The organism is Mycobacterium sp., assembly GCF_965229105.1.
In the GTDB taxonomy this organism is placed as follows: domain Bacteria; phylum Actinomycetota; class Actinomycetes; order Mycobacteriales; family Mycobacteriaceae; genus Mycobacterium.
This window is the reverse complement of sequence record NZ_OZ245858.1, coordinates 4,441,702-4,460,624: the sequence shown is the minus strand read 5'-3', so window position 1 is coordinate 4,460,624 and position 18,923 is coordinate 4,441,702. Positions and strand designations below refer to the sequence as shown.

19 protein-coding genes and 1 pseudogene are annotated in these 18,923 nt (G+C 66.0%); 12 read left to right on the top strand and 8 right to left on the bottom strand.

Features of this window, described 5'->3' with window-relative positions; all coding sequences use genetic code 11:
- Window positions 1–5: 5 nt before the first annotated feature.
- On the top strand, window positions 6–827 hold the full coding sequence (pyrF, locus tag ADBZ9O_RS20735; RefSeq protein WP_526524807.1) for an orotidine-5'-phosphate decarboxylase: 822 nt from the start codon (window positions 6–8) through the stop codon (window positions 825–827).
- A gap of 58 nt (window positions 828–885) precedes the next feature.
- On the opposite strand, the gene ADBZ9O_RS20730 is transcribed toward pyrF, so the two are convergent.
- Window positions 886–1,227, bottom strand: coding sequence for a hypothetical protein (locus tag ADBZ9O_RS20730; RefSeq protein WP_526524806.1), 342 nt, complete (start codon window positions 1,225–1,227; stop codon window positions 886–888).
- A 278-nt stretch (window positions 1,228–1,505) separates the two neighbouring features.
- Window positions 1,506–1,859 carry a hypothetical protein gene (locus ADBZ9O_RS20725; RefSeq protein WP_526524805.1) on the bottom strand — a complete coding sequence of 118 codons (354 nt, stop codon included), beginning with the start codon at window positions 1,857–1,859 and terminating at the stop codon, window positions 1,506–1,508.
- Between the two features lie 622 nt (window positions 1,860–2,481).
- On the opposite strand from ADBZ9O_RS20725, the gene mihF reads away from it, so the two are divergent.
- The 5 genes from mihF to metK all read left to right on the top strand — a co-directional run bounded on the left by mihF (window position 2,482) and on the right by metK (window position 6,521).
- A complete protein-coding gene (gene mihF, locus ADBZ9O_RS20720; protein ID WP_526524804.1) occupies window positions 2,482–2,799 on the top strand; it encodes an integration host factor, actinobacterial type in 318 nt (105 codons plus the stop codon).
- Window positions 2,800–2,806: 7 nt separating this feature from the next.
- Window positions 2,807–3,427, top strand: coding sequence for a guanylate kinase (gene gmk / locus ADBZ9O_RS20715; RefSeq protein ID WP_526524803.1), 621 nt, complete (start codon window positions 2,807–2,809; stop codon window positions 3,425–3,427).
- Between the two features lie 93 nt (window positions 3,428–3,520).
- Window positions 3,521–3,838, top strand: coding sequence for a DNA-directed RNA polymerase subunit omega (gene rpoZ, locus ADBZ9O_RS20710; protein WP_526524802.1), 318 nt, complete (start codon window positions 3,521–3,523; stop codon window positions 3,836–3,838).
- Window positions 3,839–3,919: 81 nt separating this feature from the next.
- On the top strand, window positions 3,920–5,161 hold the full coding sequence (coaBC, locus tag ADBZ9O_RS20705; RefSeq protein WP_526524801.1) for a bifunctional phosphopantothenoylcysteine decarboxylase/phosphopantothenate--cysteine ligase CoaBC: 1,242 nt from the start codon (window positions 3,920–3,922) through the stop codon (window positions 5,159–5,161).
- A 157-nt stretch (window positions 5,162–5,318) separates the two neighbouring features.
- Window positions 5,319–6,521, top strand: a complete 1,203-nt coding sequence (metK, locus tag ADBZ9O_RS20700; RefSeq protein ID WP_526524800.1) for a methionine adenosyltransferase — start codon at window positions 5,319–5,321, stop codon at window positions 6,519–6,521.
- A gap of 84 nt (window positions 6,522–6,605) precedes the next feature.
- Here the strand turns inward: metK and ADBZ9O_RS20695 are convergent.
- Window positions 6,606–6,764: pseudogene (locus ADBZ9O_RS20695) on the bottom strand (NAD(P)-binding protein); the annotation flags it as partial.
- Window positions 6,765–6,817: 53 nt separating this feature from the next.
- Between ADBZ9O_RS20695 and ADBZ9O_RS20690 the strand changes: the two are divergent.
- Both ADBZ9O_RS20690 and ADBZ9O_RS20685 read left to right on the top strand, forming a co-directional pair.
- Window positions 6,818–7,831: an acetamidase/formamidase family protein gene (locus ADBZ9O_RS20690; protein WP_526524799.1), complete on the top strand. Its 1,014-nt coding sequence runs from the start codon at window positions 6,818–6,820 to the stop codon at window positions 7,829–7,831.
- A 28-nt stretch (window positions 7,832–7,859) separates the two neighbouring features.
- A complete protein-coding gene (locus tag ADBZ9O_RS20685; RefSeq protein ID WP_526524798.1) occupies window positions 7,860–8,606 on the top strand; it encodes an SDR family NAD(P)-dependent oxidoreductase in 747 nt (248 codons plus the stop codon).
- On the opposite strand, the gene ADBZ9O_RS20680 is transcribed toward ADBZ9O_RS20685, so the two are convergent.
- From ADBZ9O_RS20680 to ADBZ9O_RS20665, 4 genes are all read right to left on the bottom strand, one after another.
- Window positions 8,603–10,060: an LLM class flavin-dependent oxidoreductase gene (locus ADBZ9O_RS20680; protein WP_526533340.1), complete on the bottom strand. Its 1,458-nt coding sequence runs from the start codon at window positions 10,058–10,060 to the stop codon at window positions 8,603–8,605. The genes ADBZ9O_RS20685 and ADBZ9O_RS20680 overlap by 4 nt on opposite strands.
- 69 nt (window positions 10,061–10,129) lie before the next feature.
- A complete protein-coding gene (locus ADBZ9O_RS20675; RefSeq protein ID WP_526524797.1) occupies window positions 10,130–11,035 on the bottom strand; it encodes a MetQ/NlpA family ABC transporter substrate-binding protein in 906 nt (301 codons plus the stop codon).
- Entirely contained in the window at window positions 11,032–11,784 is a 753-nt protein-coding gene (locus ADBZ9O_RS20670) for a methionine ABC transporter permease (RefSeq protein ID WP_526524796.1), read from the bottom strand. The genes ADBZ9O_RS20675 and ADBZ9O_RS20670 overlap by 4 nt, the downstream gene beginning before the upstream one ends.
- Window positions 11,781–12,794 carry a methionine ABC transporter ATP-binding protein gene (locus tag ADBZ9O_RS20665; protein ID WP_526524795.1) on the bottom strand — a complete coding sequence of 338 codons (1,014 nt, stop codon included), beginning with the start codon at window positions 12,792–12,794 and terminating at the stop codon, window positions 11,781–11,783. The genes ADBZ9O_RS20670 and ADBZ9O_RS20665 overlap by 4 nt, the downstream gene beginning before the upstream one ends.
- 191 nt (window positions 12,795–12,985) lie before the next feature.
- Between ADBZ9O_RS20665 and ADBZ9O_RS20660 the strand changes: the two genes are divergently transcribed.
- Window positions 12,986–13,915: a MetQ/NlpA family ABC transporter substrate-binding protein gene (locus ADBZ9O_RS20660; RefSeq protein ID WP_526524794.1), complete on the top strand. Its 930-nt coding sequence runs from the start codon at window positions 12,986–12,988 to the stop codon at window positions 13,913–13,915.
- Between the two features lies 1 nt (window position 13,916).
- Window positions 13,917–15,272 carry an LLM class flavin-dependent oxidoreductase gene (locus ADBZ9O_RS20655; protein WP_526524793.1) on the top strand — a complete coding sequence of 452 codons (1,356 nt, stop codon included), beginning with the start codon at window positions 13,917–13,919 and terminating at the stop codon, window positions 15,270–15,272.
- On the opposite strand, the gene ADBZ9O_RS20650 is transcribed toward ADBZ9O_RS20655, so the two are convergent.
- Window positions 15,269–16,195, bottom strand: a complete 927-nt coding sequence (locus ADBZ9O_RS20650; RefSeq protein WP_526524792.1) for an alpha/beta hydrolase — start codon at window positions 16,193–16,195, stop codon at window positions 15,269–15,271. The genes ADBZ9O_RS20655 and ADBZ9O_RS20650 overlap by 4 nt on opposite strands.
- On the opposite strand from ADBZ9O_RS20650, the gene ADBZ9O_RS20645 reads away from it, so the two are divergent.
- Together ADBZ9O_RS20645 and ADBZ9O_RS20640 are read left to right on the top strand one after the other, a co-directional pair.
- Window positions 16,185–16,907: a lysoplasmalogenase family protein gene (locus ADBZ9O_RS20645; protein WP_526524791.1), complete on the top strand. Its 723-nt coding sequence runs from the start codon at window positions 16,185–16,187 to the stop codon at window positions 16,905–16,907. The genes ADBZ9O_RS20650 and ADBZ9O_RS20645 overlap by 11 nt on opposite strands.
- Window positions 16,904–18,907, top strand: a complete 2,004-nt coding sequence (locus ADBZ9O_RS20640; protein WP_526524790.1) for a primosomal protein N' — start codon at window positions 16,904–16,906, stop codon at window positions 18,905–18,907. Before ADBZ9O_RS20645 ends, ADBZ9O_RS20640 begins: the two co-directional genes overlap by 4 nt.
- Window positions 18,908–18,923 lie beyond the last annotated feature (16 nt).

Below are 18,923 nucleotides of genomic sequence, written 5' to 3'. Positions count from 1 at the left end.
GAGCGGTGCCAGGGTTTGGCGCCCGGCTCGCCGATGCGATGGCCGCGCGCGGTCCGCTGTGCCTGGGCATCGACCCACACCCGGAGCTGCTGCAGGCGTGGGGACTGACACTGGATGTGACGGGGCTGACCGCCTTCAGTGCGATCTGCGTTGAGGCTTACGCCGGGTTCGCCATCGTCAAACCCCAGATCGCTTTCTTCGAGGCGTATGGCTCGGCCGGTTATGCGGTCCTCGAACGCACGATCGCCGATCTGAACCAGGCGGGTGTTCTGGTGCTCGCCGATGCCAAACGCGGTGATATCGGTACGACGATGGCCGCCTACGCCGCCGCTTGGGCGGGTGATTCGCCGTTGGCCAGCGATGCGGTGACGGCTTCGCCTTATCTGGGCTTCGGCTCGTTGCAACCGCTCCTGGACCTCGCGGCGGCCAACGACCGCGGGGTCTTCGTCCTGGCTGCGACCTCCAACCCTGAGGGGGCGTCGATACAACTGGCACTCACCCCTGATGGACGCACTATCGCCCAGTCGATGGTTGATGCGGCCGCCAAGGTCAATGCCGCGTCATCGGCCCCGGGTTCGGTCGGCGTCGTCATCGGCGCCACCCTGACCGAGGTGCCCGACCTGAGCGAGCTCGGGGGACCGGTCCTGGTGCCCGGGGTCGGGGCGCAGGGTGGTCGACCCGAATCGCTGACAGGGCTCGGTGGCGCGGCACGGGGTCAACTCCTACCCGCTGTCTCACGCGAGGTACTACGGGCAGGCCCGGATGTCAGCGCCGTGCGCGATGCCGCCGAGCGGATGCGCGACGCCGTCGCCCATCTATCGATCTAAAGTTTGCTGAACAAAAGCGGGCCACCCCGTGGGATGGCCCGCTTGTTGTCGCTGCTGGTTACAGCGGAATCCAGATGCCACCGAGCCAGAAACCCCAGCCGGCACCGTTACCTGCAGGCAACGGTGTCACCTGCTGGCCGTTGTAGAGGAACGGCTGATGATCCTGCCTGCCCTGGTCGATGCCGCGCTGATTGTTCGGCTGGGGAGCAGGCCCGTTCTGCTGCGGACCACCTTGGGGGTTGCCACCGTTCTGAGGACCCCCTTGGCACGCAGGAACGTTCGGTGCGCCGCAATTCTGTCCAGGGGCAGCGACGGCAGTTCCGGTGCCAAGGCCGAGGAATCCGGCCGTACCGATACCAGCGGCCATTACCGAGGCGCAAAGCATGCGCTTGACGTTCATTCGGTCAACTCCAATATGTGTCGGTGCGACGCGTGTTCGCCGCACTGAACTGAGGTTATGGGCCGCAGATGGTTCGCCTCTGTGCTGGCGTTATGCGCGGGCTGTGCATCGGATAACGAGTCGACCTCTGTTTGCTCACGCTGATGTCACGCGCCGGAAAAACCGACTCGGCCGAGACCGTCGCAGGACGGTCTCGGCCCAACCGAGTGCTTACAGGGGGATCCAGATCCCGAAGAACCAGAAGCCCCAATTGTTGTAATCCGCGTTGTAGAACGGCGTCACCCAGTTGTTGTTGTAGTTGAACGGCTGGTGGTCGTATCGACCCTGGTCGATGCCTCGCCACGCCAGGTCTGGTGGGGGCGGTCCCCAGGCTTGGCCGCGATCGCCACCACCGGGCCAACCAGGTCCACCAGGACGGCCAGGAGGGCCACCCGGGCCACCGCGGCCATCGGGCGGGCCTCCGGGGCCCCCAGGGCCACCACCAAGCCCGCCAGGCCCCTGCTGGGGACCACCGGGCCCTCGTTCTGGTCCACCGGGGCCCCGTTCTGGTCCACCGAGACCTCCACCGGGACCGCCAGGGCCCTGGCAATCTTGAAATCCGCACGGCTGCGGGCCGGGCTGGGCCGTTGCAACGCCGGCGCCGACACTCAAACCACACACGCCCACAGCGATCGCCAACGCAGAAGCGCTGGTCAGACGTTTGATATCCATCACGAACATCCCTTCGAGGTCCTCACGACCTACTGGTCAACCCCGACCGCCCGCAGGTTATGTAGCGAAGCTATGTGTCAGCTGTCCCCGAACTATGACTGCGGTGGGTGCCCTCGGTAACACCACCGACACGCGCGACACGCCGCACGTCCTGTTTTATGGCGAGAATCCACAGGAACACGGCCCGGCGTCGGTCGCGGAGGGTGGACCGGCACGCTGCGCCGGCACCCAAAATGACGTCATCTTTGACCAAATTCGCTGGTGGGCAGCACTTTAGGTGACGCAGACGGCCTCCCGCGGCGATCGTGGTCCGCGGCGCGAAGATAGGCCGCGTCCGTGCCGCGCATGGGCTGTTGGAGCCCTACACGCTGGGCCTTTGTCGGCCAAAGCGGGGGGTGGGGTTAGATTTCGTCAGGGAGCCTGGGTACGGTCGTCCCCGCTGGCTGGAGTAACCCGGCCGAGACAAAACAACATGATGACAAGCGAATGCGATCAAGATGGCGGTCGCAAGAACATCACGATGGCATGAGATACGGAGGAACCGTGGCCCTTCCCCAGTTGACCGACGAACAGCGCGCGGCTGCGTTGCAAAAGGCCGCTGCCGCCCGTCGAGCGCGGGCCGAGCTCAAAGATCGGCTCAAGCGCGGCGGAACCAACCTCACTCAGGTCCTCAAGGACGCTGAGACCGACGAGGTGTTGGGCAAGATGAAGGTTTCCGCACTGCTGGAAGCCCTGCCCAAGGTCGGCAAGGTCAAGGCTCAGGAGATCATGACTGAGCTGGAGATCGCCCCGACGCGCAGACTGCGCGGACTTGGCGATCGTCAGCGCAAGGCCTTGCTGGAAAAGTTCGACCCCGCGTAAGCGGGCAGTGATTTCTGGCGGGGGACCGGACGGCGGTCACAACGACGGGCTGACAACACAAGGCCGCGTTGTGGTGCTGTCCGGTCCCTCCGCAGTCGGTAAGTCCACTGTGGTCCGGTGTCTTCGGCAGCAGGTACCCGACCTGTTTTTCAGTGTGTCGGCGACGACGCGATCACCCCGGCCCGGTGAGGTCGACGGGGTGGACTATCACTTCGTGACCGCCGAGGCGTTTCAGCAGCTGATCGACCGGGGTGCTCTGCTCGAATGGGCAGAGATCCACGGTGGTTTGCATCGGTCAGGCACACCGGCGGATCCGGTGCGCGCCGCGACTGCGGCTGGTCGGCCGGTGCTCATCGAAGTCGATCTGGCCGGTGCGCAAGCTGTCAAAGGGGCGCTGCCGGACGCGGTGAGTGTGTTTCTGGCCCCGCCGAGTTGGGCAGATCTGGAAGCCCGACTCGCCGGTCGCGGAACCGAAACTGCGGATGTGATGCAACGCAGACTGGCCACCGCCAGAGCCGAATTGGCCGCTCAGGATGACTTCGATGTCGTCGTCGTGAACAGGCAATTGGAGACTGCGTGCGCGGAATTGGTATCCTTGCTGGTGGGAACCGCGTCGGACACACCGTGACGGCCCGCTCAGAGTTCTCAAACCGACAGTTCATAAGTTCCATAGGGGCCCACCAACTACGGCCCCAGTAATAGCCTGCCAGGAGATTTCTACGTGACTAACCCGCACACCGACACCCAGACCACCGAGCACAGCGATGTTGCCGGCGGTGGGATCGGTGCCTACGACACGCCGTTGGGCATCACGAACCCGCCCATCGACGAGTTGCTGGACCGCGCGTCGAGCAAATATGCGCTGGTGATCTTCGCCGCCAAGCGCGCCCGGCAGATCAACGATTACTACAACCAGCTCGGCGACGGCATCCTCGAATACGTCGGCCCCCTGGTCGAGCCGGGTCTGCAGGAGAAGCCGCTGTCGATCGCGATGCGTGAGATCCACGCCGACCTGCTTGAGCACACCGAAGGCGAATAGCGACAGGCGCCTGGAAGTGCGACCGGTGCGAGCGGTGTCAGCCATACCAGTGATGAGCCTCTCGTGTGACGAGCAGCTCGGATGAGCCAGAAGAACGTCATCGTTGGCGTTGCAGGCGGGATTGCCGCCTATAAAGCCTGTTCAGTGATCCGCCAGCTGACTGAGGCCGGTCACCAAGTCCGGGTGGTACCCACTGCGTCGGCGCTCAATTTCGTCGGCGCCGCCACGTTCGAAGCGTTGTCGGGGCACCCGGTGCACACCGGGGTCTTCGAAGATGTCCCTCAGGTACCGCACGTGCGGCTCGGACAGGAGGCGGACCTCGTCGTCGTTGCCCCCGCCACCGCTGACGTATTGGCCCGCGCCGCCATAGGACGTGCCGACGATCTGCTGACGGCCACCCTGCTGACCGCGCAATGTCCGGTGCTGTTCGCGCCGGCGATGCACACCGAGATGTGGCAACATCCTGCAACAGCTGAAAATGTCGCTACATTGCGGCGCCGCGGCACTGTCGTGCTCGAGCCGGCGTCCGGTCGGCTCACCGGTGCAGACACCGGACCCGGGCGGTTACCCGAGCCAGAAGAAATCAGCACCTTCGCCGAACTGTTGCTGGCGCGACCGGATGCGCTGCCCCGTGACCTGACGGGGGTCAGGGTTCTGGTCAGTGCGGGCGGTACCCGAGAGCCCCTGGACCCGGTCCGTTTCATTGGCAATCGAAGCTCCGGAAAACAGGGTTACGCCGTCGCGCGAGTGGCCGCGCAGCGCGGTGCGGACGTGACGTTGATCGCAGGGCACACCGCCGGGCTCGCTGATCCCGCAGGCGTGGAGATGGTGCACATCAGCACCGCCGCGCAACTGGCCGACGCGGTCTCCAAACACGCATCCGATGCGAACGTCTTGGTGATGGCTGCTGCTGTCGCCGACTTCCGCCCCGCGCACTTCGCCACCACGAAAATCAAAAAGGGCGCGTCGGAGCCCAGCTCGGTTGATCTGGTCCGTAACGACGACGTGTTGGCGGGTGCCGTGCGCTCCCGCACCGACGGGCAACTGCCGAATATGCGGGCCATCGTCGGTTTTGCGGCGGAAACGGGCGACGCGAACGGTGACGTCCTGTTCCATGCTCGCGCCAAATTGGCCCGTAAGGGCTGCGATCTACTGGTGGTCAATGCTGTCGGGGAGGGGCGGGCTTTTGAAGTGGACAGTAACGACGGCTGGTTGTTGGCTGCCGACGGCACAGAGTCGACACTTGAACACGGGTCGAAGACTTTGATGGCCAGCCGTATTGTGGACGCGATTGCAAAATTCTTGGCGGGCCGCGGGGCGTAGCTGCCTGGCGGGCGGGGATCAGTGTGCACGAAACGCTTGCGCAATAGGTTTGCGCCGGGCAAGGTACCGAGGTCGACGGGGACATCGATATGCTTTGCCTATCTAATAAACGTGCCAACGAACAAACTAGCCAGCTGCTGGCCGGGAGGACATAAACGTGAGCAATAAGGGTCGGCTGTTTACCAGTGAGTCAGTGACCGAGGGTCACCCCGACAAGATCTGTGACGCGATCAGCGACTCGGTGCTCGACGCGTTGCTGGAACAAGATCCGAGATCACGGGTTGCGGTCGAGACGATGGTGACCACCGGCCAGGTGCACGTCGCCGGTGAAGTGACCACATCCGCGTACGCCGATATCCCCAAGATCGTCCGAGAGCGCATTCTCGACATCGGCTATGACTCGTCCACCAAAGGTTTCGACGGTGCCTCCTGCGGTGTGAACATCGCCATCGGCGCGCAGTCGCCCGATATCGCCCAGGGCGTCGACACCGCGCACGAGGCGCGAGTAGAGGGCGCCGGGGACCCGCTGGATGCCCAGGGCGCTGGTGACCAGGGGCTGATGTTCGGCTATGCGATCACCGACACCCCCGAGCTGATGCCGCTGCCGATCGCGCTGGCCCACCGGTTGGCCCGCAAGCTGACCGAGGTACGCAAGACCGGCGTGGTGGATTACCTGCGGCCCGACGGCAAGACCCAGGTGACGATCCAGTACGAGGGCAACCGGCCGGTCCGCCTCGACACCGTGGTGCTTTCCACTCAGCACGCCGACGGTATCGACTTGGACGGGACCCTGACTCCCGATATCAAGGCCAACGTCGTCGACGCTGTCCTCGCCGAGCTCGGCCACGACACCTTGGACACCTCCGATTACCGGCTGCTGGTCAATCCGACCGGCAAGTTCGTCCTCGGTGGCCCGATGGGTGACGCCGGGCTGACCGGTCGCAAGATCATCGTCGACACCTACGGCGGCTGGGCTCGCCACGGCGGTGGTGCCTTCTCCGGCAAGGATCCGTCAAAGGTGGACCGCTCGGCCGCGTATGCGATGCGGTGGGTCGCCAAGAACATCGTGGCGGCTGGTCTGTCTGAGCGCGTCGAGGTTCAGGTCGCCTACGCGATCGGCAAGGCCGCTCCGGTTGGCTTGTTCGTGGAGACGTTCGGCACCGAGGCCGTCGATCCCGCGCACATCGAGAAGGCTGTCAACGAGGTGTTCGACCTGCGGCCCGGCGCGATCATCCGCGACCTGGACCTGCTGCGGCCCATCTACGCGCCGACCGCCGCCTACGGGCACTTCGGCCGTACCGATATCGACCTGCCGTGGGAGCAGCTGAGCAAGGTCGACGACCTCAAGGCGTTCCTCTAGCCTTCGGCCGAGCAGACGTAAACAACCCCCGGCGCCTGGCGTGTCGGGGGTTGTTTGTGTCTGCTCGCGCTAAGAGGTGAACCGGTAAGTGTTCCAGTACCAGGTGCCGCCCGGCCCAGCGCCGGCTTCGACGATCAAATAATCGCTGAGGTCCGCTTTGTCCAGCTTGATCGCGGCACCGATACCGGAGAACCCGGCGCCGATGATCAAGATCCGATGATCGGGTATGGCGGCATCGCGCATCTCACCACTGTAGAACCGACAATTCGGCCGCCGGTCGAGCAGGATAGGACGATATGGACCATGTCACGTTCATCCCCACCGTCGATCAGCTCAACTACACCTTCGGCGGCGCTGCCCCGGTACTGCGGGTGCAACCCGCGACGGTGCTGACGCTATGGACCGAAGATGCCTATGGCGGGCGCATCACCAGCCGTGACGACAAAGCCAGCGTGGCGCTCGATACCGAAGATCTCAATCCGCAGACCGGACCGTTCTGGATCGAAGGTGCCGAACCCGGTGACACTCTGGCGGTCCACATCGTCGACCTCACGCCGGCACGAACCTGGGGTGCGTCGACCCTGATCCCGTTCTTCGGTGGCCTCACCAGTGTGCCGGCCAATCCCTCTCTGCAGGCACCCCTGCCGGAGCGTACTTACATTTACGAGTACGACGCCGTCAACGCCACGGTGGGTTTCTCGGCGCAGGGCAGCAATTTCGACTTGGCGCTGCCCGCAAACCCAATGCTCGGCACCGTCGGGGTTGCCCCCGGCCGTCGTGAGGTGCGCAGCTCGCTGGTGCCCGACGCGTTCGGTGGAAACATGGACACCCCCGAAATGCGCACGGGCGCAACCTGTTATCTCCGCGTGAACGTCGAAGGTGCGTTGTTCTCCCTCGGTGACGGCCATTACCGTCAGGGTGAGGGTGAATCATGCGGCACCGCGGTCGAGGGGGCGATGAACGTCACCGTCATCGTGGATCTGGTCAAAGGTGGCGGCCCGACGTGGCCGCGGATCGAGAGCGATACCCACCTGATGTGTGTCGGTTCGGGCCGGCCGTTGGAGGAAGCGTGGCGAGCCAGCCAGGTGGAGATGATCGCCTGGTTGGGGGAGCTGTACGGCCTGGATCGCCTGGATGCGTATCAGCTGCTCACACAGATCTCGCAGGTGCCGATTGCCAACGTCGTCGATACCAACTACAGCGCGGTCACCAAGATCGACAAAAGGCTGCTGCCGCCGGCACCCGCCTACGGAGGCATCCACACCGAGTTACGCAGCGCGGCAAAGGCACTCGGAACAATCTCGTACTAGTCAGATAACCAGCACAGGAGAACACAGCATGGAACTCGGATTGTCGGGAAAGCGATTCCTCGTCACCGGCGGCACCCGCGGTATCGGCCGGGCCGTCGTCGAAGGCCTGTTGGCTGAGGGCGCCGACGTCGCATTCTGCGCGCGCTCACCGGAAGCGGTGGCGCAGGCGCAGGCGGAGCTGTCCGACGACGGCAGCATCGCCTTCGGCACAGTGGTGGACGTGGCCGATCAACCCGCAGTTGCCGATTGGGTGGCCAGCAGCGCCGAAGCGCTCGGCAGCATCGACGGCGTGGTCGCCAATGTCAGTGCCCTATCCGATGATTGGCGCAGCAGCATCGACGTGGATCTGATGGGCACGGTCAGTTTGGTCGACGCCGCGCTGCCGCATCTGCTGGCCACCGGGGCCGGATCGATTGTCACCATCTCCAGTGTGTCCGGCCGCGAAGTCGACGTCTTCGCAGGGCCTTACGGCAGCATCAAGGCTGCCGTCATCCACTACACGCAGGGTCTGGCCTACCAGTTGGCAGGCAAGGGGGTGCGGGCCAACACCGTCAGCCCTGGCAACACCTACTTTCCCGGCGGAGTGTGGCCGTCCATCGAGCGCGACGACCCCGAGTTGTTCGCCGCGTCGCTGGCGCTCAACCCCACCGGTCGCATGGCCACCGCGCAGGAAGTCGCCAACGCGGTGGTCTTCCTGAGCAGCACGGCCGCCAGCTTCGTCAGCGGGACCAACCTGGTGGTCGACGGGGCGCTGACGCGCGGGGTGCAGTTCTAACGGCCCCGCGCCGGTTGCACCGACACCGACGCCGAGGACGACGGCACGGTGGTCGGTCGATCGATGATCGTCGAGGCGGAACCGCCGACCCGGTAGGTCGCGCCACGATGCTCGTCGGGCAGCCGGTCGCCGCGCCCGAGCAGCTTGTTGCGCAACGTGCCCGGTGCGTACGCCGACTGGTAGGCGCCCCGCTCGGTCAACACCGGCACCACATGGGTGATGAAGTCGGCGAACGAACCGGGGGTGATGGCGTACGCCAGATTGAAGCCGTCGACGTTGGCCTCCTCCACCCACTCCTGCAGGGTGTCGGCCACGCTGACTCCGGAACCGACGAAACGTGGTCCCATGCCGCCGATTTCGCTCCACTCGGCGATGTCGCGGACAGCCCATTCGCGACCGTCGGGGTCTGCGGATTGGAACGCCGCGACGGCGGACAGGATGGCGTTGGAGTCGACGTTGCCGATCGGCTCGTCCAGCCCGTACTTGGACAGGTCCACGCCCATCCAGCCGGACATGAACACCAGCGCGCCTTCTGGATCGCCGTAGGACAGATATTCGACGTGCTTGGCGATCGCCTCTTCGTCGGTTGCCGCGGTGATCACGGTGGACAGGTTGAAGATCTTCGCCGAGTAGGGATCACGCCCGGCCAGTTCCAGCTCGCGGCGGATGGTGGTGACCGTCTCGCGAAGGATGGCCTTGGTGGGGGAGGCAGTGAAGATGGCTTCGGCGTTCTCGGCGGCGAACCGCACCCCCCGCGGTGACGACCCGGCCTGGTAGATGACGGGGGTGCGCTGGCTCGACGGCTCGGCCAGGTGCACGCCAGGCACATTGAAATGTGTTCCGCTATGGCCGATGTGGTGCACTTTATCCGGGTCGGTGAAAACGCCGCGGTCGCGGTCGCGGTCACGGACGACGGCGTCGTCCTCCCACGAGCCCTCCCACAACTTGTAGAGCACCTCGAGGTACTCATCGGCATGGTCGTAGCGGGCGTCGTGTGCCGGCTGGTCCGTCTGACCCATGTTGCGGGCTGCGGCGGGCAGATAGCCGGTGACGATGTTCCAGCCGATGCGGCCATTCGTCAGGTGATCCAACGTGGACATCCGACGAGCGAACGGATACGGGTGCTCGAAACCGGTGCCGGTGGTCAGGCCGAACCCCAGGTGCTCGGTGACCAGTGCCATCGCGGACACCAACAGCATGGGATCACCCACCGGAATCTGTGCCGCCTGCCGGATGGCCGCCTCGTCGCTGCCGCCGTAGACGTCATAGGTACCGAGCACGTCGGCGATGAACAGGCCGTCAAAACGGCCGTGCTCCAACAGTTTCGCCAGTTCGGTCCAATACGTCAGGTCCTTGTAGCGGGCCGACTGATCTTCGGGATGGCGCCACAAGCCGGGGGATTGATGGGCGACGCAGTTCATATCGAACGCATTGAAGCGGATCACACGGGTCACGTCGGCAATGCTGGTCTGCGGCAAGGCTGCAGTCACCGGTTGTGTTCAGCGCGATTCTATGTGTGGGGCTCACTGCAGCGGCAGCAGAATGTCCTTCACGCTGGGGTCGGTGGCCAAGTACTGCTGCACCGCGGGATCCTTGAACGTCGCGACCAGGTTCTTGATGTTCTCGGTATCGGCCCACTTGCTGCCGATCGTCAGCTGACCGGCGAACTCGTCGGGAGCGGGCGGCGCGAAGATCTGCTGCTGCAAAGGAACTTTCGCCGCCAGGTAGTACTCGGTGTAGCCGACGGCCGCGTCGAGGTCCGGCAACGAACGGGACTGTGCGGCGAAGTCGAGCAGGGTGAACTTCAGGTTCTTCGGGTTGGCGACGATGTCCTTCTGGGTGGCGGTCCACTTGTCCGCGGCCGGATTCAGCGTGATCAGGCCGGCCCGCTCCAGCAGCCACAGGCCTTGGGCCTCATTCGCCGGATCCGAATACAGCGAGATGTTGGCACCGTCAGGCAATTGCGAGGGGTCGGTGTACTTGTCCGACCAGATCCCAAAACCCCACCGGAACACCGGGGTGGCGGCGGTCTCACGGAAGTCGGGATTGGCTTCCAGCACTTGGCCCAGCCACAGCTTGTGCTGATAGATGGTGCCTGCCACCTCACCGTCGCTGACGGCTCGGTTGATGGTGTTGCTGTCGGCCAGACCGCGGAACGCGACCTTGATGCCGTGCTTGGGCGCGACCTCCTTGGCGATGTACTCGATCAACGCCTGCTCGGCTGCGTTGCCCTCGTTGGTGGCCACCACCAGCGTGGCACCGGCAATCTCGTTGGGCGACTTGCTATCCCCGAAGAACGCGAAGCGCACACCGATGACGGCGACGATCACCACGACCAGGCCGATGACGGGGAATATCCATTTGGGTCGGCGTTTGAGTGCGAAGCCGTGGTCATCGGAATCTTGGATGGGTGTCGGGGTGGTGGTCATGCGGTGGCTCCTGAGGGTGCGACGGTGACGGCGCGTGTGCGCGATGGACGGGTGCGGTTGCGTTTGTGGGGGGTGGTGAAACGAACCAGTGCATCGCCGGTCAACTGGACCGCCGCGACGGTGATGACAAGGATGACGATGGTCGCCAGCATCACTCCCTGGTCGAACCGCTGATAGCCATAAGTGACGGCGACATAACCGATTCCGCCGGCCCCGATGGTCCCCGCGATGGCGGAGTACTCGATCATCGCGATGACGTTGATGGTCAGCCCACCGATGATCGACGGCACCGCCTCGCTCAGCTGCGCGGTGCGGATGATCTGCAGCGGCGAACCGCCCGAAGCGCGGGCCACCGCCACCACCGACGGCGCGACCGAGCGCAGCGAGTTCTCCACGATCCTGGTGAAGAAGGCGATCCCGGCCAGTGACATCGGTACGACGGCCGCTGCGATGCCGATGTTGGTGCCGGTGATAAGCCTCGTGAACGGCATGATCGACGCCATCAGGATCAGGAACGGCAGCGACCGCCCGATGCTGATGATCCAACTCAGCGGGGTGTGCAGCGCCGGGTTCTCGAACAGGCCACCAGGCGCCAGGTTGTGCACCAGGGCGCCGAGCGGGACCCCGACGACCACCACGATGGTCATCACGATGCCGACCATGATCAGTGTGTCCAGCAGCGCCGGGAACAACAGGCCGGGCAGCTCATTGACCGGCACCTTCGCATTGGCCAGCAGTGTCTCGGTCATGCCACACCAATCAGTCGGCGGTCGGTCTGATTTCCGGCGGGGCTTGCGGCCAGCCCATAGCGGGCCAATACGTCGACCACCCGGGCACTGAGATCAGCGGGGATGCCGACGGTGGCACTGCCGATGCTGACGCCGCCGACCACCTGTACCGAGGCGCCCAGAATCGACAGCGGCACAGCCAGTTCCGCCGACGCTCGGCTGATCCAGTCGGCGGGCACGTCGGGGGCGTCGTACACCACGTGCCACACCTGCTGCCCGCTGTCCGGTTCGGCGTCGACCCGGTGCGGGCGCAGCGCCGCACCCAGTGCCGACGCCGGGTCGGTGAGCAGCTCGACCAGCCTGCCGGATTCCACGATCCGACCGCGGTCGAGCTGCGCCACCGAGTCCGCGATCTTGAGCACCGTGTCCATCTCGTGGGTGATGAACACGATGGACAGGTTCAGATCGTCGCGCAGCTCCCGCAGCAGGGCGACGACCGAGCCGGTGGTGGTGGGGTCGAGGCCCGCGGTGGCCTCGTCGGAGAGCAGTACCGACGGCCGCAGCGCCAGCGCCCGCGCGATGCCGACCCGCTGGCGTTGTCCACCCGACAGCTGGAACGGATAGTGCCCGGCGCGTTCGGTTAGCCCGACCCGGTCAAGCAATTCGGCGACGCGCTTGGTCGCTTCGCCTGAGGTGACGCCGAGGTATTCCAGCGGGAGCGCCACGTTTTCGGCGGCAGTTCTCCGTTCGAACAGGCCGGCCGACTGGAACACGGTGCCAATCCGTCGACGGGCCACCCGCAGCTTGCTCGATGACAGGGTGGCCAGGTCTTCGCCGTTGACGACGACCGAACCGGAGGTCGGCGGTGTCAAGAGGTTGATGCATTGTGCCAGAGTGCTTTTACCGGCACCGCTGGGGCCGACGACCGCGAGGATCTCACCGGCATCAACGCGGAAATTGACCTGGTCGAGCACCACAGTGCGCCCGTGGCCGTGGCCGTAGACCTTGGTGAGATCCGTCAGTTCGATCATTGGCGCGGCTTCAGCTTTCTGGGTCCGACCTTGGAGTGAGTTGCGCAGGATTTAGCGCCTTCGACGCCAACAGTGCCGGACTTTGTTGGCGCCGAATACCTTTCCGATCACCGTGAACTTAGAAGGATTTGCCGCCAGGATGATTTCAACCATTGGTGCCGACGATGCGGCGCGACAGACTGCGCAGCACTATGAGTATTCATGAATCGGCATCGGCCGAACAGGCTGGGCAGGAACAGGATTCCCACGGCTTCACCATCTCCAAGCGACGCAAGTGGCCGTTTTTGGCGGTCGTGGTAGTCATCATCGCCGCTGTCGCCGGATATTTCGTGGTGGTCCGCGGCGGTGACACGACCTCGGCGAACGAGACAGCCGGCGCCACCCTGCAGGTCGTCTACCTGGACTCCAACCCGGCCGAAAAAGCCATCATCGACTACATCGGCAACAACATCGCCGGTGACTACGGTGTCAAGGTTGCTTCCGTGGGCTTGGGGGACAGCACCCAGATAAACAGCGCCATCAGCGACGGCCGTTATGCCGGAACGATTTTCCAGCACCGGCACTGGCTGCAACAGGTACTCGACGCCAATCCGGGCTTCCGGGAGGAAGCCGCCACGGGTCCGTTCTTCCACTGGGTCTTCGGCATCTGGTCCGACAAGTACAAGACGCCGCAAGACCTGCCGAACGGCGCGACGCTATCGCTGCTCGCTGACCCGGCCAACAACGCCCAAGGCATCTGGTACCTGGCGCAGGCCGGCCTGATCACCCTGCGTCCGGACGCCGACGTCACCGCGCTGACGGTCAAAGACATCGCCGACAATCCGCGCAACCTGAAATTCACGCTGCTCGATTTCGGTGCGCAGCCACGGGCATTACCTGATCTCGACGCCATCGTCGGTTATGCCGAGTCGTTCCTGGCGGCAGGCGTCAGCGAGGACAAGTTGATCTTCGCGCCGAAGTCACCGGAGGAGTTCGCCTCCGTGCTGACGGTCGGTAGCAACTACGTCGACACACCCAACGTGCAGAACCTGATCAAGGCGTTCAACGACCCGCGGGTGCAGACCTTCATCGCGACCGACCCCGAGGTGAAGAAGTTGGCACTGCCGGGCAAGCAGGCGTGACGTGAGCGCTCGTGAGCTACATCTCGGCGTCAACGTTCTCTCGGACGGCATGCATCCGGCGGCCTGGCAGCATCCCTGCGCCGACCCGAACTGGTTCACCGATCCCGCGTATTGGATCGATATCGCCAAGACCGCGGAGCGTGGAACGCTCGACGCCCTGTTCCTGGCCGACAGTCCGTCGCTGTTCCAGGAACCCGACCAGCCGCTGGTGGCGCCACCACTGGCGTTGGACCCGATCGTGCTGTTGTCCACGCTCGCCGCGGTCACCACCCATCTCGGGCTGATCGGCACGGTGTCGACGTCCTTCGAGGAGCCCTACAACATCGCCCGGCGCTTTGCGTCGCTCGACCACCTCAGCCGCGGCCGAGTGGCCTGGAACGTGGTCACCAGCAGTGACCCCTTCGCCTGGCAGAACTTCGGGCACGGGCCGGTTCCCGACCAACAGCCGTCGCGAGCCGAACGCTACGGTAGGGCAGCGGAATTCATCGATGTCGTGCGTGCACTCTGGGACTCCTGGGACGACGACGCGGTGCTGGCCGATAAGCACACCGGGGCCTTCAGCCGGATCGGGTCGATCAACACCATCGACCACCGCGGCACCCACTTCAGCGTCGGCGGCCCGCTGACACTGCCCCGAACTCCGCAGGGACACCCCGTGCTGTTCCAGGCCGGTGGATCCGCAGGCGGTCTCGATCTCGCGGCGAAGTACGCCGACGGCGTCTTCGCGGCGCAGGCCACGTTACCGGACGCGCTGCGCAACGCGTACGAATTGCGTTCGCGGACTGCGGCATCCGGCCGGCCGGCGAACGCGGTGCGGATCATGCCGGGGCTGTCCTTCGTGCTCGGCAGCACCGAGGACGAGGCGCGTCGCCGCAACGACGAGCTCAACGAGCTGGCAGGCGAGCGGCGCTTGGCGCACCTGGCCGGCCAACTCAGCGTCGACCCATCGGAGCTCGACTGGGACAAACCGTTGCCGCGCTGGCTGATCGACGGTGCCGAAACCGTCGGCGGGTCCCAGGGCGCCAGGGATATCGTCGTCAACCTGGCCCGCCAGGAAGACCTGACGGTCCGCCAGCTCCTGGATCGCGTCATCACCTGGCACCGGCTGGTGGTGGGTGGACCAGAGCAGCTGGCCGACGCCATCGAGGAGTGGTTCGTGGCCGGGGCGGTCGACGGATTCAACCTGATGCCCGACGTGTTCCCGTCCGGGCTCGAGCTTTTCGTCGACCACGTGATCCCGATCCTGCGCGACCGCGGTCTGTTCCGCCGCGAGTACACCAGCACCACACTGCGGGGTCACCTCGGCTTGGCGCGGATCCCGGACCGGCGAGCGCGGGTGGTCTCCCGGTCCGCCTAGGTGTGCAGAGCTGCCTTCAACGCATCGAGTCCGCGGTCCATCGCCTCGGTCGCCGCGGGCACCACGCCTGCGTAACCGAGATAACCGTGGACCAGCGTCTCGGCGTGGTCGACGGTAACGGGAACACCCGCGGCAGAAAGCAATTCGGCGTAGCGCAGACCGTCGTCGCGCAACGGATCGTGCCCGGCGACCGCGATGTAGGCGGGCGCCAGATCAGCGAGGTTGGCGGCCCGGCCCGGCGCGAAGCCGGTCGGTGCGTCGGCGAGGTCGATGTCACCGACATACCAGGCGTTGAACGCCGCGATGGCGTCGAGATCCAGCACCGGCGCATGAGCGTTCTCGGCGAAGGACGGCAGGGTCAGATCGGCCTGCGTCGGCGGATACCAGAGCAGCTGGAACGCCAACGCCGGTCCGTGGTTATCGCGAGCGAGCTGCGCCACCACCGCGGATAGGTTGGCGCCTGCCGAATCGCCGGCCACCGCCAGCCGGCTCGGATCGGCATCCAGCTCGGCGCCATGGGCGGCCACCCACTGCGTCGCCGCCCATGCGTCGTCCACCGCCGCGGGGTACGGGTTTTCCGGTGCCAACCGGTAGTCGACGGACACCACCACCGCATCGGCTCCGACCGCATGCTGGCGGGCGGTGCCGTCATGGGTGTCGAGATCGCCGATCGCGAATCCGCCGCCATGGAAAAACAGCACAACCGGCGATGCCGACGTGTGGTTGGGCGGCCAGTAGATCCGGATCGGGATCGGCCCCGCAGGCCCGTCGATGGTCCGGTCCTCCGCACGCACCTCAGGGAGAATGGGAAAGCGGGGCAGGGCCTTGAATCCCGCCCGCGCGGCTTCGACACCCTCGTCGGGTGCGAGCCGGAACGGGACCGCGTCAAGTACCTTCTGCAGGATGGTGTCGATGGCGGGCACACGGAGAACCTACTCGGCGCGGCTGGCACGGCTCTGGGTGGCCGCTGCCGTGGCAGGTGCGGGTTACGGCCTTTTCCTGGTCGTAACGGCACTGCGGCTTCCTGCCGGTGCCGAGCTGACCGGACAGTTTCCCGGCCAGCCCGCGGTGAAGGCGCTGATGGCGGTGCTGTTGGCCGCGGCAAGCCTGTTTCATCCTGTGGTTCGCGAGCGTCGCTGGCTCCTGGGGGCACTGTTGTTCTCGGCGGCGGGTGATTTTCTGCTGGCCATGCCGTGGTGGGAGCCGTCCTTCGTCGGTGGGCTGGGCGCTTTCCTGCTCGCCCATCTCTGCTTCCTGACGGCGCTGTGGCCGCTGGCAGCGCCGTCGCCGCCCCGGCTGGTCGCGGCCGCCGTGGTTGTTGCGGCATGCCTTGGCCTGCTGGTGTGGTTCTGGCCGAGCTTGGCGGCTGCCGGGCTGACGATCCCGGTCACGGTCTATATGGCGGTGTTGGGCGCGATGGTGTGCGCGGCACTGCTGGCCGGACTGCCGACGGTGTGGACCGCCGCGGGCGCAGTGTGCTTTGCGATATCGGACGGCATGATCGGGATCGGCAGGTTCGTGCTGGGATCAGAGGCTCTCGCTGTGCCCATCTGGTGGGCATACGCGCTCTCGATGGTGCTCATCACGGCGGGCTTCTTCTTCGGTCGGACCCGCCTGCTACACCTGCCTAGGTGAGCACCAGCCTGCGTCATGCCGCCGAGCATGAGCCGATCGCCAGGGTCCTGCCCCTGTTGACGGTGCCGCACCTGGACCGCGAATTCGATTATCTGGTGGCCGCCGATCAGTCCGATGATGCCCAGCCCGGTGTCCGGGTGCGGGTCCGGTTCCACGGCAGGCTGGTCGACGCGTTCGTGCTGGAACGTCGCTCCGAGACCGACCACGTCGGCAAGTTGGGCTGGCTGGACCGGGTGATCTCCGCCGAACCCGTGCTGACTCCCGAGGTGCGCCGACTCGCCGACGCGGTGGCCGCGCGCTACGCGGGCACCCGCGCCGATGTGCTGCGGTTGGCGATTCCGCCCCGGCACGCCAAGGTCGAGCGCGAAACAGTCACGCCCACAGCACCATTGATCATCGACGCCCCCGATCCGGCACGCTGGGGCCGCTACACGGGCGGGGAGAAATTCCTCACCGCGCTCGCCGAAGGCCGGGCCGCCCGCGCGGTATGGCAGGCACTGCCCGGCGAAGTCTGGACCGAACGTTTCGCCGAGGCCGCCGCCGCAACACTGCACGGCGGCCGCAGCGTGCTCGCGGTCGTGCCCGACCAGCGTGACGTCGATGCGCTATCGGCGAGTCTCGTCACACGGTGCAGCCCCGACGCGCTAGTCGCCCTCTCCGCAGGGCTGGGTCCGTCCGCCAGGTACCGGCGCTGGCTCGCGGTGCTGCGGGGCAGCGCCCGGCTGGTGATCGGTACCCGCAGCGCGGTATTCGCCCCGATTCACGATCTCGGTCTGGTGCTGATCTGGGATGACGGGGATGACAGCCTGGCCGAACCGCGGGCGCCGTACCCGCACGCCAGGGAGGTTGCGATGCTGCGTGCGCACCAATTGCGCTGCGCCGCGGTCATCGGCGGTTACGCGCGGACCGCGGAGACACAGGCCCTGGTCCGCAGCGGATGGGCGCATGATCTGGTGGCGCAGCGCCAGGTGGTGCGCAGCGCGGCACCACGGGTGGTGGCACTCGATGACGGCGGTTACGCCGATGAGCGTGATCCCGCCGCCCGGACGGCCCGGTTACCGTCGATCGCCCTGCGGGCCGCGCGAGTCGCGCTGGAAGCAGACCGGCCGGTGCTGGTACAGGTACCTCGCCGTGGCTACGTTCCCTCGCTGGCCTGCGCAAAATGCCGCACCGTCGCGCGCTGTCGGCACTGCACCGGGCCGCTTTCCCTGACCGGTCGGGCCGACGACGGCGCGGTCTGCCGTTGGTGTGGCCGGGTCGATCTCGCCTTGCGCTGCGCCAAATGCGGGTCGGACGCGATCCGGGCGGTGGTGGTCGGCGCCAAGCGGACCGCCGAAGAGCTCGGCCGCGCATTTCCCGGCGCTGCGGTGATCACCTCATCGGGGGAGTCGATGGTCGACACGGTCGGGCCAGGGCCCGCGCTGGTCGTCGCGACACCGGGCGCGGAACCACACGCATCGGACGGCTACGGTGCAGCGCTGCTGCTGGACAGCTGGGCGCTGCTGGGCAGGCAGGATCTGCGGGCCGCCGAGGACACCTTGCGGCGGTGGCTGTCGGCGGCAGCCCAGGTCCGCGCGCAAAGCGACGGTGGCGTCGTGGTGGTCGTGGCCGAGGCGGCGATCCCGACCGTGCAGGCGTTGGTGCGCTGGGATCCGGTCGGCCACGCCGAGGCCGAACTGGATTCGCGATCAGAGGTCGGCTGGCCGCCCAGTGTCCACATGGCCGCCCTCGACGGGGTCGCCGAGGCAGTCACCGTGCTGCTGGCCGAGGCACAGCTACCCGATGCCGCAGGCGTGCTGGGCCCAGTCGATCTGCCGCCGGGGGTCCGTCGGCCGGCCGGGATCGCCGCCGAGGCAGACGTCACCCGGATGCTGGTGCGGGTCCCACGCGATCAGGGGCTGGCGCTCGCGGCAGCGCTGCGCAAAGCTACCGGCGTGCTCAGCGCCCGCCGGGATCACGACCCGGTTCGGGTGCAAATCGACCCGTTGCACATAGGGTAAGCACGAAGAGTCGGGG

Bases quoted from the DNA above. Each gene is read 5' to 3' on its own strand.
- ADBZ9O_RS20690 (WP_526524799.1), top strand. From the start codon at position 6,818: ATGGACCATGTCACGTTCATCCCCACCGTCGATCAGCTCAACTACACC.
- ADBZ9O_RS20665 (WP_526524795.1), bottom strand. From the start codon at position 12,794: ATGATCGAACTGACGGATCTCACCAAGGTCTACGGCCACGGCCACGGG.
- coaBC (WP_526524801.1), top strand. From the start codon at position 3,920: ATGAGCCAGAAGAACGTCATCGTTGGCGTTGCAGGCGGGATTGCCGCC.
- ADBZ9O_RS20660 (WP_526524794.1), top strand. From the start codon at position 12,986: ATGAGTATTCATGAATCGGCATCGGCCGAACAGGCTGGGCAGGAACAG.
- ADBZ9O_RS20645 (WP_526524791.1), top strand. From the start codon at position 16,185: ATGGCGGGCACACGGAGAACCTACTCGGCGCGGCTGGCACGGCTCTGG.
- ADBZ9O_RS20685 (WP_526524798.1), top strand. From the start codon at position 7,860: ATGGAACTCGGATTGTCGGGAAAGCGATTCCTCGTCACCGGCGGCACC.
- ADBZ9O_RS20670 (WP_526524796.1), bottom strand. From the start codon at position 11,784: ATGACCGAGACACTGCTGGCCAATGCGAAGGTGCCGGTCAATGAGCTG.
- ADBZ9O_RS20675 (WP_526524797.1), bottom strand. From the start codon at position 11,035: ATGACCACCACCCCGACACCCATCCAAGATTCCGATGACCACGGCTTC.
- ADBZ9O_RS20730 (WP_526524806.1), bottom strand. From the start codon at position 1,227: ATGAACGTCAAGCGCATGCTTTGCGCCTCGGTAATGGCCGCTGGTATC.